The sequence below is a fragment of the Bacillus sp. PPSBB_11 genome (assembly GCF_038023285.1).
Lineage (GTDB): Bacteria > Bacillota > Bacilli > Bacillales > Bacillaceae > Bacillus > Bacillus altitudinis.
Window position 1 is genome coordinate 209118 of record NZ_CP150633.1, and the last position, 11941, is coordinate 221058.

13 protein-coding genes and 2 other annotated features are annotated in these 11941 nt (G+C 40.6%); of the genes, 4 read left to right on the forward strand and 9 right to left on the reverse strand.

Annotated features, from left to right (window positions below; genetic code table 11):
• The first annotated feature begins 36 nt into the window (after nt 1-36).
• Nucleotides 37-258, forward strand: coding sequence for a small acid-soluble spore protein SspI (gene sspI, locus V7L95_RS01060; RefSeq protein ID WP_008346010.1), 222 nt, complete (start codon nt 37-39; stop codon nt 256-258).
• A 45-nt stretch (nt 259-303) separates the two neighbouring features.
• On the opposite strand, the gene cstA is transcribed toward sspI, so the two are convergent.
• Nucleotides 304-2100, reverse strand: coding sequence for a carbon starvation protein CstA (cstA, locus tag V7L95_RS01065; RefSeq protein ID WP_007501652.1), 1797 nt, complete (start codon nt 2098-2100; stop codon nt 304-306).
• A 350-nt stretch (nt 2101-2450) separates the two neighbouring features.
• On the reverse strand, nt 2451-3539 hold the full coding sequence (locus tag V7L95_RS01070; protein ID WP_017358255.1) for a M42 family metallopeptidase: 1089 nt from the start codon (nt 3537-3539) through the stop codon (nt 2451-2453).
• 179 nt (nt 3540-3718) lie between these two features.
• Here V7L95_RS01070 and V7L95_RS01075 point away from each other — a divergent pair, with 179 nt between their 5' ends.
• Complete coding sequence (locus V7L95_RS01075) at nt 3719-4123, forward strand: hypothetical protein (RefSeq protein ID WP_008346017.1); 405 nt, start codon at nt 3719-3721, stop codon at nt 4121-4123.
• Between the two features lie 16 nt (nt 4124-4139).
• On the opposite strand, the gene V7L95_RS01080 is transcribed toward V7L95_RS01075, so the two are convergent.
• The 4 genes from V7L95_RS01080 to infC all read right to left on the reverse strand — a co-directional run bounded on the left by V7L95_RS01080 (nt 4140) and on the right by infC (nt 5602).
• Nucleotides 4140-4406, reverse strand: a complete 267-nt coding sequence (locus V7L95_RS01080) for a DUF1294 domain-containing protein (RefSeq protein WP_008346019.1) — start codon at nt 4404-4406, stop codon at nt 4140-4142.
• A gap of 63 nt (nt 4407-4469) precedes the next feature.
• Entirely contained in the window at nt 4470-4829 is a 360-nt protein-coding gene (rplT, locus tag V7L95_RS01085) for a 50S ribosomal protein L20 (protein WP_007501659.1), read from the reverse strand.
• 31 nt (nt 4830-4860) lie between these two features.
• On the reverse strand, nt 4861-5061 hold the full coding sequence (gene rpmI / locus V7L95_RS01090) for a 50S ribosomal protein L35 (protein WP_003216324.1): 201 nt from the start codon (nt 5059-5061) through the stop codon (nt 4861-4863).
• A gap of 25 nt (nt 5062-5086) precedes the next feature.
• Nucleotides 5087-5602 (reverse strand): translation initiation factor IF-3, encoded by a 516-nt coding sequence (gene infC, locus V7L95_RS01095; RefSeq protein ID WP_024718649.1) that lies wholly within the window; start codon nt 5600-5602, stop codon nt 5087-5089.
• Nucleotides 5603-5673: 71 nt separating this feature from the next.
• Nucleotides 5674-5805, reverse strand: a sequence feature (ribosomal protein L20 leader region).
• Nucleotides 5806-6143: 338 nt separating this feature from the next.
• Here infC and V7L95_RS01100 point away from each other — a divergent pair.
• Entirely contained in the window at nt 6144-6719 is a 576-nt protein-coding gene (locus V7L95_RS01100) for a DUF4352 domain-containing protein (RefSeq protein ID WP_025207763.1), read from the forward strand.
• Between the two features lie 136 nt (nt 6720-6855).
• On the forward strand, nt 6856-7635 hold the full coding sequence (locus V7L95_RS01105; RefSeq protein WP_039964096.1) for an HAD family hydrolase: 780 nt from the start codon (nt 6856-6858) through the stop codon (nt 7633-7635).
• Between the two features lie 54 nt (nt 7636-7689).
• On the opposite strand, the gene V7L95_RS01110 is transcribed toward V7L95_RS01105, so the two are convergent.
• From V7L95_RS01110 to ytxC, 3 genes are all read right to left on the reverse strand, one after another.
• The gene (locus tag V7L95_RS01110; protein ID WP_113747287.1) at nt 7690-8610 is read right to left on the reverse strand and encodes a methyl-accepting chemotaxis protein; all 921 of its coding nucleotides are present in this window, start codon (nt 8608-8610) and stop codon (nt 7690-7692) included.
• Between the two features lie 171 nt (nt 8611-8781).
• A complete protein-coding gene (gene thrS / locus V7L95_RS01115) occupies nt 8782-10722 on the reverse strand; it encodes a threonine--tRNA ligase (RefSeq protein WP_007501674.1) in 1941 nt (646 codons plus the stop codon).
• A gap of 45 nt (nt 10723-10767) precedes the next feature.
• Nucleotides 10768-11015 (reverse strand) — a binding site (T-box leader).
• Nucleotides 11016-11058: 43 nt separating this feature from the next.
• A complete protein-coding gene (gene ytxC / locus V7L95_RS01120; RefSeq protein ID WP_039168873.1) occupies nt 11059-11928 on the reverse strand; it encodes a putative sporulation protein YtxC in 870 nt (289 codons plus the stop codon).
• Between the last annotated feature and the right edge of the window lie 13 nt (nt 11929-11941).

Consider the following 11941-nt stretch of genomic DNA (forward strand, 5'->3'; position numbering starts at 1 on the left):
AATAGGGCTATCACCATCAAAAAAGGAGTGTGGGCAATGGATTTTAATTTAAGAGGCGCAGTGATTCAAAACATTACTGGCCATAATCAAGAGCAGCTTGAGCATACGATTTTAGATGCGATTCAAAGCGGCGAGGAAAAAATGCTGCCAGGTCTTGGCGTTTTGTTTGAGGTGTTATGGCAAGAAGCATCTGAAGATGAAAAGAATGAAATTCTTGAAACATTAGAGCAGGGCTTAAAGCCTGAGCATCAGCAATAACAAGAAGCCGGTTTGCTTATCTATGAGCAAGCCGGCTTTGTTCATTTAGCCAGTGATTGGCGTCTCCATTCGAAGAGCTGGATCGCGCCAGATCTCGACCCATTTTTTAATAGCGAACACGATAATGACAAAACCTAAAATCAGCATAATCATCGAAAGCACGGCGTTCAGTACACTGTAGCCAGATGCTTCAGGATTGAGATAGACATTCGCAACCATCCAATAACCCGCATAATTCACCGTCACATATAAGTAAGCAAGTGGAATTAAGCAAGTCAACATATACCGCCTTTTATCCGCAATTTTTAACACAACCGTCGCCCCAATGATTAATCCGACCGAGGCCATTAGCTGGTTTGACACACCAAAGAGTGCCCAAATGGACCCAATGTCTCCAGAGTAAAGCAAGTATCCCCACATAAAACAAGCAAGTGCACTTGCAAAGACTGACCCTGGTACCCAGTCATTTCGTTTCAGCGGTTTATATGCTTCTCCAAAGAAGTCTTGGATCAAATATCGCGCGACACGGGTTCCTGCGTCAATCGCCGTTAAAATAAAGACGGCTTCAAACATAATCACGAATTGGAAGAAATAAGAGGCCAAATGACTAAAGAACGGAATACCCGTAAAGATGTACGCCATCCCTACAGCTAATGTAACAGCTCCACCTGTTCTTCCTTCTAAGTCAAGACCGATTTCTTTGCTTAGCTGCGGAAGATTCTCGACACTCATACCAAGCGTTCGGAACACTTCAGGTGTACTATTAATTGCAAAATAATCTCCCGGATGAAGCGCAGTAGCGGCAATTAACGCCATGATTCCCACTAAACATTCTACGAGCATCGCGCCAAACGCCACCGGCTTCATATCACTCCAACGATCTAGCATTTTTGGCGTTGTGCCTGAGCCAACAAATGCATGAAAACCAGAAATCGCGCCACAAGCAATGGTAATCGAAATAAAAGGCCATACAGGTCCAGCTAAGACAGGTCCTCCTCCATTTACAAACTCCGTAAACGCCGGAAATTGGATGGTTGGATTAACCACAAAGATTCCCGCAATCAGCGCGATGAAAACACCAATTTTCATAAAACTGCTTAAATAGTCTCTTGGTGCCAAAAGCAACCAAACCGGCAGGGCTGCAGCAAAGAACGCATAGATTGGCAGGGCAAGAGCAAGCGTTTTTGTATCAAGTGTTAACAAATCTCCAAGTGCTGTTCCTTGAATATTCGGTCCAAGGAATACCCCCAACATCAGTAATATGAATCCCGCAGATGTCGCCAGCTTTAAATTGCCTGTCTTTTTATAATAAAGGCCGACTCCCATCGCTATTGGAATGGTAATACCAACTGCAAAGGTTCCCCAAGGATTTCGTTCTAAAGCATGAAGCACAACCATGGACAGTCCTGCCATTGTAATTGTAATAATAAATAACATGGCGAGCCCTGTGCAAAATCCTGCCACAGGACCAAGCTCCTCTTTCGCTACCTCGGATAGTGATTTCCCCTTTTTTCGCATCGAAGCAAACAAGACCACGAGATCATGAACAGCTCCGCCAATCACCGCTCCAATTAAGAGCCAAAGGAGACCAGGTAAATACCCAAATTGTGCGGCTAAAATCGGACCAACTAATGGACCGGCAGCGGCAATTGCAGCAAAGTGATGCCCAAATGTGACCCATTTGTTTGTTGGCACATAATCTTTCCCATCCTCGAGTGCATGAGCCGGTGTAGGATGATCATCTGTGACCTTTAGTACCTTCACCATCATAAACGTGCCATAGAGGCGATAGGCAATCGCTAAAATACACATCGATCCTATCACAATTGAAACCGCATTCATTTAACCATCCCCTTTGTATAAACAATTTTTTTACAAATATAACATAAATTGAGTGATTTTTCTTTCTTTTAAAACCAAGTTGACAAATAGGGATAATTGATTTAATCTAATATAAGCTTCACCTACTTCCATAAACTCTCTTTTGACAGAGCCTCAATTGGCTCTGTCCTTTTTATTGATTTCATCTTACATAAATACAAGAAGGATCACATGTGCCTTCCTCACTAGAAAAATATCACTTCATTTACTGAAAACAGTTCTTTTGACATAACTTACATTCCAACGTTCATTTCCTGGGAAATTCAACGCAATTAAAAAACCTTTCCCCATACTGAGGAAAGGTTTCATCATTAAGAACCGTACGTAATTTGTTCGACCGTTTTTTGATCAAGTCTTTTGATGACTTCTGTTAAAAGCTTCACCGCATTTTCATAATCATCTCGATGAATCATAGCTGCATGGGTATGAATATATCTGCTTGGAATCCCGATGGATAGTGATGGAACGCCATGACCTGTTAAGTGAATACCTCCAGCATCTGTTCCTCCACCTGGCATGGAATCATATTGATAAGGAATGTTTAATTCATCTGCAGTTTGGACAACAAAATCGCGAAGCCCTTTATGAGAAACCATGGAAGCGTCGAATACGACAATCGTTGGTCCTTTGCCAAGTTTGCTTGTTGCTTCTTTTTCAGTAATACCTGGTGTATCACCTGCTACTCCAACATCAATAGCAAATCCAATATCAGGCTGGATGGTAGCTGCAGCTGTTTTAGCTCCGCGTAAGCCAACTTCCTCTTGGACAGTTGCTACACTGTATGCAATATTTTCATGCTGAGTATCCTTTAAATTCTTCATGACATCAATCGCTACTGCACAGCCGATACGGTTGTCCCAGGCTTTTGCAAGAAGCATTTTTTCGTCATTCATTACCGTAAACTCAAAGTAAGGTACGATTTGATCTCCAGGGAGGACTCCCCATTCCATTGCCTGTTCTTTGCTCGAAGCCCCAATATCAATGAACATATCTGTGATTTCGATTGATTTCTTTCGTGCTTCTGGTGATAAGACATGTGGCGGTTTAGAACCAATCACACCTGTAATGTCTCCTTTTTTCGTCACAATGGTGACACGCTGCGCCAGCATCACTTGAGACCACCAGCCACCGACCGTTTGAAAACGAATATAGCCTTTGTCATCGATTTTTGTCACCATGAATCCTACTTCATCTAAGTGACCAGCAAGCATCACTTTAGGCCCATTTGCATTTCCTTCCTTCTTAGCAATTAAGCTGCCAAGGCGGTCTGTAGAGACTTCATCCGCATATGTTTCTATGTATGACTGCATGACTTTTTTTACATCACGTTCATTTCCTGGAATCCCTTTTGCATCCGTTAGGTCTTTCAGCATAGTTAATGTTTGATCTAGTTTTGTCATTCTGTGTATCCTCCTTTTTCTTCATGGTGCATTCTTATTATACAAAACCTCTTTCGTTCAATACGATCTTTTTATGAATATTTTTTCGTTAATCGAAATATTTTTTTAAAAAAAGTTGAAACCTTTTGTCTTTCTCATTCGTAGTACATCAGATAACGGTATTGGAGGTGCATCCTGTCATGTTTGTCATCCTCATTAGACTTGCTCTTGTTGCATTGCTTGTCTATATTTTCTACATGGCGGTAAAATTCTTCTCAAACCCGAGAAGAAAGCTGAAACAAGCACAATTAAAAGAAGGCTTTTATTTTATGGACGAACAGCAAAATGCCCGTAAAAATTTTAATTTCGTCTATAAAGGTGTCTTGTTTGAAGGGGAGAAGCATGTTCCTTCTAAGGATCATCCTCTGTTTGTCCACTCCATTTACGTTTGGACGGAGTCACCTGAGAAGCTAAATGAATTCACATTAGAAGACTTTGAAAAACTTGAGGAAAACATCATTGAACGGTATCCTCAAACAAAAATTGATTGGGATCAGCCCATCAAAAAAATCAAACAAAAAAAGGGAGCAGACACGCCGACTTAACGGCGTCTGCTCCTTTTCAGATGAGATTGAGATAGACCAATATCACCAATTGGACAACAATTAAAGCAGGCATACCCATTTGAAAGGCAGGATGCTTCGTTTTATGGCGGAAATACTGCATGCCAAGAAATGACCCAGCAGCACCAAAAAGTACTGCGGCACTCCATAAGTGCGCTTCTGATATTCTCCATTTGTGTGCTTTCGCCCGGCGTTTATCCTCTCCCATGAGACAAAACCCATAGACATTGACCAAGATGAGCAGCACGATCAGAGCAATATTCATTGATTTCACCTCACATGATGAGAAAAAAAGATCACTCCTTGGCGGAATGATCTTTTATATAACTTACTTGTCTAGTTGTGCTTTTGCAGCATCAGCAAGCTGGTTGAATGCGTTTAGGTCATTCACAGCAAGATCAGCAAGCATTTTGCGGTTTACTTCGATACCAGAAAGCTTTAAGCCATGCATTAAACGGCTGTAAGAAAGACCGTTCATACGAGCTGCAGCATTGATACGAGTGATCCATAGTTTACGGAAGTCACGTTTTTTCTGACGACGGTCACGGAAAGCGTAGTTTCCAGATTTCATCACCTGTTGGTTTGCTACTTTATATAATCTATGTTTTGAACCGAAATAACCTTTTGCTAATTTAAGAACCTTTTTACGACGCTGACGCGACACAGTTCCGCCTTTTACTCTTGGCATTGTAATTCCCTCCTATGTTTCCTATTCCAGATTACTTGATGTTTGCAAGTTGTTGTTTGATACGTTTGAAATCTCCAGCACTTACGATTGCGCTCTTACGCAATTTACGTTTTTGCTTTGTAGATTTGTTAGCGAACAAGTGACTTGTGTACGCATGAGAACGTTTAAGTTTACCAGAACCTGTTTTTTTGAAACGTTTAGCAGATCCGCGGTGAGTTTTCATTTTTGGCATTGGATGTTTCCTCCCTCTGTTACTTTTACTTTTCGACTTTTGGTGCAAGCATGAGGAACATGCTGCGTCCGTCCATCTTAGGTTTTGTTTCTACTGTTGCTACTTCAGCGCAAGCTTCAGAGAAACGGTCTAACACGCGCTGTCCGATTTCTTTATGCGTAATCGCACGGCCTTTAAAGCGGATAGAAGCTTTCACTTTATCTCCCTTTTCAAGGAATTTGATTGCATTACGGAGCTTCGTGTTAAAATCATGTTCATCGATTGTCGGGCTCAACCGAACTTCTTTTAAGCTAATGATTTTTTGATTCTTACGTGCCTCTTTTTCCTTCTTCTGTTGTTCGAATCGGAACTTACCATAGTCCATGATTCGGCAAACAGGTGGTTTTGCATTTGCAGCAACTAACACAAGGTCAAGATTGGCTTTCGTAGCAATTTCCAGAGCTTCCTGGCGGGTTTTAATCCCAAGCTGATCGCCATTTTGTCCGATCAAACGAACTTCACGCGCACGAATACCTTCATTAACTAATTGATCTTTGCTAATAGTGAGCCACCTCCATGAGATTTTGAATTGAGTTCACAATTCATTTTGACCATTTCGTTGTATGTTTTACAGGCAAACAAAAAGTGTGGGCATATAAAACACCCACACTGCGAACATTTGCATGAAAAAATAAATGTACGGTCAACCTGTCAACTACAAACATGTGTCAATCAGGTGAGAAGCGGGTGCTTCTGCTTGTGATATCTATTCAATTCGTTAACTATTCTACACAATTTTCATTTGTCCGTCAAGTAACCGAACTCTTGAAACAACTTTTTCATTTTAGCATGACGAAACGATTTGGACAAGACTTATTTAAAAAGAAAATAAAGTCTGTTCAATTCCTTCAATATTTCATTAACACACCGATATAAATCAAGTTGTATATATAAAATAAACCAAAATATAAATCATATTCCATATAAAAAAGGATATTATATCTATTTTTTCAAAAAAATGATTGATTTTATAATTCTTTAGACTTATCATTGGAGAAGTATTCAAATTCATTTAATAAAATAAGGAAAAGTAGGGGATTTATTTGAAAAAGTTTTTTAAGATTGGGTGTCTTAGTATCATTATTCTCATTTTGATTATTATCTTTGTATCTTGTATGGCTGGGGGCGGCAGCAAAAAAGATAATACATCAAATACTGGTTCTAAAAATGCAGTAACGAGTAGCGAAAAGAAAAATGATAAAGAAAAAACGCATAAAATTGGAGATAAAGTAGCAGTCGAAGACTTTACTTATCAAGTAAACAGCGTAACAGAAGCGAAATCTTTGCAAAAACAGTATTTGAGCGATGTAACGACAGACGGCAAATTTGTAATTGTTGAAGTAACGGTCAAAAATACAGGTAAAAAAGGTAGAATGGTAGATACTGAGATGTTCAGGTTAATTGGCAAAGACGGCACAGAATACAAATCACTTGCAACAAATAATATGTATGTAAATGATACGGATTCAAGTTTCTTCTTAAAACAAATAAATCCTAAATTATCTAAAAAAGGTAGAATTGCTTTTGAAGTTCCAAACGAAAAGAAATTCTCACTTCAAGTCTCATCAGGATTAGGATGGACTGGCGGTAAGTATAAGACCATTGATTTATCAAAATAATGTAAGAGTGCACATTTTTGTGCACTTTTTTTATTACTAAATAATCTATTTAAACTCTAAAACTTCTATTGTAAAATGAACATGAGCCTGTCACATGCAATTGAGGGTAACTACATACATAACAAGGGAGAAGATCATGAAAGCCGTATTTTTCGATTTAGATGATACTTTGCTTTGGGATGAAAAAAGCATTCATACCACTTTTCAGGAAACATGCAGGGAAGCGGAAAAGAAATATGGACTTGATCCAGAATCGTTTGAACAGATTGTACGTGAAGAAGCAAGAAAGCTGTACTCTTCTTATGAAACATATGATTATACTGTCATGATTGGCATTAATCCTTTTGAAGGACTGTGGTCTAATTTTAGTGAGCCGATTAGCGAAGGCTTTCAAAAGCTGAACGCCCTTGCACCAGAGTATCGCAAAAATGCTTGGACGAACGGCTTAAAAGAGGCAGGAATTGACGATGAAGCATTTGGTCAATACTTAGCAGACTTCTTTGCAGCAGAGCGCAGAAAACGCCCGTATGTCTATGAAGAAACGTATCCTGTTTTAGAGCGCCTGAAGGGGAGCTATGAATTACTTCTTTTAACAAATGGAGATCCTAGTCTGCAAAAAGAAAAACTTGCAGGTGTTCCGGAACTTGCCCCTTACTTTAATGAAATTGTGATTTCAGGAGATTACGGAAAAGGAAAGCCTGATCCTGGCATCTTTGAGCACTGCCTTCAGCTGTTAAATCTCACAAAAGATGACGTCATCATGGTAGGAGATAATCCAAAAACAGATATTCTCGGCGCTTCTCGCGCTGGCATCCAAACCGTTTGGATCAATCGTCATGGCAAGAAAAATGAAACAGATGTGACACCAGATTATGAAATTAAAGACTTACACGAATTGTTTGATATTTTAAAATAAACCATAGGAAAAACACCCTTCTCCTGATCGAGATTGGTGTTTTTTCGTTTTCGGCTATACAATTGCTGCTAAACTTTGTGCTTGACGATCTAAGCCGCGTGCTGCTTCTCCTACATTCATGAATTCCTCGCTTGCTTGCTTGACAAGATCCCGGTTTGTAAACACGCTTGTCTTTGCACGGCTTGTTCCGTTGCTGACCTTTTCAACTTCTAAATGGATCGCCTTCACATAACGATCCACCTTTACAATCGCTTCCTTTGAATCTGTCGCAAGCTTACGGATTTCTGCCGCGACGACACTAAAGCCATTTCCATAGGAACCCGCATGCGCAGCTTCTATGGCCGCGTTCAATGCGAGCAGCTGTGTTTGGGAAGCGATACTGTTAATCGTTGTAGCAATTGAGCTGATCGACTCCACCTGCTCTGTTAACCCTTCTAGCAAACTCATGTTTTGATCCGTTTCACTCGCGATATGTTCAAAAGAAGCATTTACACTTTGACTATGCTGGATGCCGATTTCCGCTCGCTCCATTAATTTTGCAGACATATCTTTTAGGTCTTCTACTACCTGCTTCATTGTGTTTTCTCTCTCCGTAATATCTGTTGCCACTTTCACGACAGCCACTACGTTCCCCTCTTCATTGAGCACTGGTGTATACGTCGCTTCAAGCCATAAGGTGTCACCGTACTTCGTGATCCGCTGCACCTTTTCCTGAAACACTTGACCATTCTTCAAACGCTTCCAAAACATTTGATAACTTGCGTCTTCTGCAATATGCGGAGGACAAAACTGTCTATGCTTTAAACCAATCATTTCTTCCTTTGAATATTTCATGGCTTTTGCAAAAATATCATTGACCCATAGGACCTTACCTGTGACATCAAATTCAATCATCGCCAGTGAGTGCTCTAACGCACGAAGCACAGCTGATTGCTCCAATACTTGTGTTGATGAAGTGTTTGTTGTTTGAATCATCGCTTTCATTCCCCCAATTTGCCTCTCTCTAATAGTACATACTTACCCATACTTTCGTACTATCTAAACGTATCATTTGCGCAAATGGATCACTAGTGGAGAATTTTTTTCCATAAGAAAAAAGCCAGCAACCTCAATAGATGAGATCACTGACTGTTTCGTTTGCCTTCATTATTTTTTTGCTTCTGCGACTGCATGTTTCACAAAAGCTTCGAGGTCCATTGTTTCTGAATCTTGTTCCCCATATTTTCTTACATTGACCGCGCCATTTTCTGCTTCTTGATCACCGACAACTAGCATGTACGGAATCTTTTGCATTTGCGCTTCTCTAATTTTGTATCCGATTTTTTCATCACGACTGTCTAGTTCTACACGCAGTCCTTCAAGCTGCAAACGTTCTTGCACTTTTTTTGCGTAATCTAGATGGACAGATGGTGAAACCGGGATGACTTGGAATTGTACAGGTGCCAGCCATGTTGGAAGAGCTCCTTTGTATTCTTCAATTAAGAAGGCAACGAAGCGTTCCATTGTGGACACAACTCCTCTATGAATGACAACTGGACGATGGTGTTTTCCATCTTCTCCGATATATGTGAGATCGAAACGCTCTGGAAGTAAGAAGTCTAGCTGTACAGTAGACAAAGTCTCTTCTTTTCCAAGAGCTGTCTTTACTTGGACGTCAAGCTTCGGACCATAAAATGCCGCTTCGCCTTCTGCTTCATAGTAGTCATGTCCAAGCTCGTCCATTGCATCTTTCAGCATAGACTGTGCTTTATTCCACATTGCATCATCGTCAAAATACTTCTCAGTATCTTCTGGATCACGGTAAGATAAGCGGAATGTGTAGTCATTCAAGCCAAAGTCTTGATACACTTCTTCAATTAGGCGAACTGTACGAATGAATTCGTCTTTGATTTGATCTGGACGAACAAAGATATGGGCATCGTTTAATGTCATCCCGCGAACACGCTGAAGGCCGGATAAAGCACCTGACATTTCATAGCGGTGCATTGTACCAAGCTCTGCAATCCGAATTGGCAGTTCACGATAGCTATGCGGTTCATTTTTATAAATCATCATATGGTGCGGACAGTTCATTGGACGGAGAACAAGATCTTCGTTGTCCATTTCCATGACTGGGAACATGTCTTCTTGATAATGCGCCCAGTGGCCTGATGTTTTGTACAATTCTACACTCGCAAGAACGGGTGTATACACATGCTCATAACCAAGGCGTACTTCTTTATCAACAATATAACGCTCAATGACGCGGCGAATTGTGGCCCCTTTTGGCAGCCAAAGCGGAAGACCTTGGCCCACTTTTTGAGAGTTCGCAAACAGTTTCAATTCTTTGCCTAGTTTACGGTGATCACGCTCTTTTGCTTCTTCAAGCAGACGTAAATGCTCGTTTAATTCTTCTTTGCTGAAGAAAGCTGTTCCGTAAATACGCTGAAGCATTTGGTTGTTACTGTCGCCTCTCCAGTAAGCACCTGCAAGGCTTAACAGCTTGAATTCTTTGATTTTCCCTGTAGACGGCAAGTGAATACCGCGGCATAGATCGAAGAATTCACCTTGCTCATAAATTGTGACGGCTTCGCCTTCTGGGATTGCTTCTAACAGCTCTAGCTTCAATTCATCGCCAATTGCTTCAAAGCGTGCTTTCGCTTCTTCTCTTGAAACTTCAATGCGCTCAATCGGCAAATTGCTGTTAATGATTTTTTTCATTTCTTTTTCAATCTTTGGTAAATCTTCAGGTGTAATCGCTACATCGATGTCGACATCATAGTAAAAGCCATTTTCGATGACAGGGCCTACGCCAAACTGGACGTGATGCTCTTTTCCATAAATGCGTTTGATTGCCTGTGCAAGCAAATGCGCTGTGCTGTGGCGCATAATATCGAGCGCTTCTTCACTCTTATCTGTGATGATCTCGATTGTTCCACTTTCTAACAGCGGCGTACGCAGATCTATTTCTTTGCCGTTCAATTTACCGGCAAGCGCTTTTTTCTTTAGGCCTGGGCTAATTGATGCCGCGATGTCTTCTGTTGTAGCTGTTTTGTCAAACTCCTTGACTGCTCCATCTGGAAATGTAAGTTGAATTTGTTCTGACATCTCTAGTCACTCCTTTTTTTGGCAATATAAAAACCCCGCCCCCTGGAAAGGGACGAGGTTGAATAAACGGAATCGTGGTTCCACCCTTTTTCCCGTATTTGCAGCTTGCTTTGTCAAAAGCAAATACGGCTTGTGGTTCAATAACGGGAATTCCCGTCAGCTATTACTAAACAGTTCACAGCTGATGTTCAAAGGTGGTAAAGCAAATGGTCCTCTGCTAGGAAGCTTTCAGCCACGGCTTCCCTCTCTTTAAGCGGGTGTTCATTTGTTCATGTCCTTATCAATACGGTCTCTGTATGAAGTTACACCGTATTATAAAACGTTTTTTCGTGAAAATCAAGAAAGCTTTTCACTTTTCTTTTCCAAATGACTAGGAACAAATTGAACATGCTGTTCCTGAAACGAATGAGAAGGGAATACCTCAACTCTTTCTTGAAAAATATTTTGAATGGTTTGCACCATCGAGTGACCTGTATCATCTGTAAATAGGTCAATTTTTTGTGGCGCAATGGATACAAGCGGTGCAATCAACTGCGAATCAATATACATTGGATGCTCTCTTACAAACTGTCTGTCTATGTATTGTTTTTGATCACGCTCAGAAGCGTACCGAAATTCCCAAATCATCAGGCGGTCCTGATGCACAACATGTACTTTTTCAAGCTTAGGTTCTCTTGACATCACATAGTCTCGAAGGGATTGAATAAAGTTTTGATATTCTTGTTCCATTTTATATTCTTCGATGGATACTTCAACATAGTTCTTCAGCCTTCTGTCATACGCTGAGAGCCTAAATGTCATAAATGAACCAATGGAAAAAACACCTTTCTGTAAAGAAATCGTCTCAAGCTCTTTTTTTAACAGATCCTCCCTCGGTGGGTCTTGATGAATTCCAGGAATATCATCTAGATCCCCTTTCATGATGCTATGGGCGATTGAAAGAATTTGGTGCTGCTCTTCTGGATCTTTAAATAAGTATGTGTTTTCAAGGATGCTGCGCATGCGTTCATTTTCTTTGCATTCCAAAAAAAAGTGAATCAGTAATGTCCGCACAATGTGCTCTATGGCTTCTCCTGATTTCTTCGCTTCTATGAGAAGCCGGTCTTTCCCTTGTTGAATCGAAATGTGATGCCGACTGTCCAAGTGTTCAGCAAGATGTAAAAAAGCGGCGGTATCATATTCATCTTCAAAGATTATTTCAAGCATGTTTGTCCCCCCT

Excerpts from the sequence above, each read along its gene's own strand:
- sspI (WP_008346010.1), top strand. The coding sequence starts at position 37 with ATGGATTTTAATTTAAGAGGCGCAGTGATTCAAAACATTACTGGCCAT.
- cstA (WP_007501652.1), bottom strand. The coding sequence starts at position 2,100 with ATGAATGCGGTTTCAATTGTGATAGGATCGATGTGTATTTTAGCGATT.
- V7L95_RS01070 (WP_017358255.1), bottom strand. The coding sequence starts at position 3,539 with ATGACAAAACTAGATCAAACATTAACTATGCTGAAAGACCTAACGGAT.
- V7L95_RS01075 (WP_008346017.1), top strand. The coding sequence starts at position 3,719 with ATGTTTGTCATCCTCATTAGACTTGCTCTTGTTGCATTGCTTGTCTAT.
- V7L95_RS01080 (WP_008346019.1), bottom strand. The coding sequence starts at position 4,406 with ATGAATATTGCTCTGATCGTGCTGCTCATCTTGGTCAATGTCTATGGG.
- rplT (WP_007501659.1), bottom strand. The coding sequence starts at position 4,829 with ATGCCAAGAGTAAAAGGCGGAACTGTGTCGCGTCAGCGTCGTAAAAAG.
- rpmI (WP_003216324.1), bottom strand. The coding sequence starts at position 5,061 with ATGCCAAAAATGAAAACTCACCGCGGATCTGCTAAACGTTTCAAAAAA.
- V7L95_RS01105 (WP_039964096.1), top strand. The coding sequence starts at position 6,856 with ATGAAAGCCGTATTTTTCGATTTAGATGATACTTTGCTTTGGGATGAA.
- V7L95_RS01110 (WP_113747287.1), bottom strand. The coding sequence starts at position 8,610 with ATGATTCAAACAACAAACACTTCATCAACACAAGTATTGGAGCAATCA.
- thrS (WP_007501674.1), bottom strand. The coding sequence starts at position 10,722 with ATGTCAGAACAAATTCAACTTACATTTCCAGATGGAGCAGTCAAGGAG.
- ytxC (WP_039168873.1), bottom strand. The coding sequence starts at position 11,928 with ATGCTTGAAATAATCTTTGAAGATGAATATGATACCGCCGCTTTTTTA.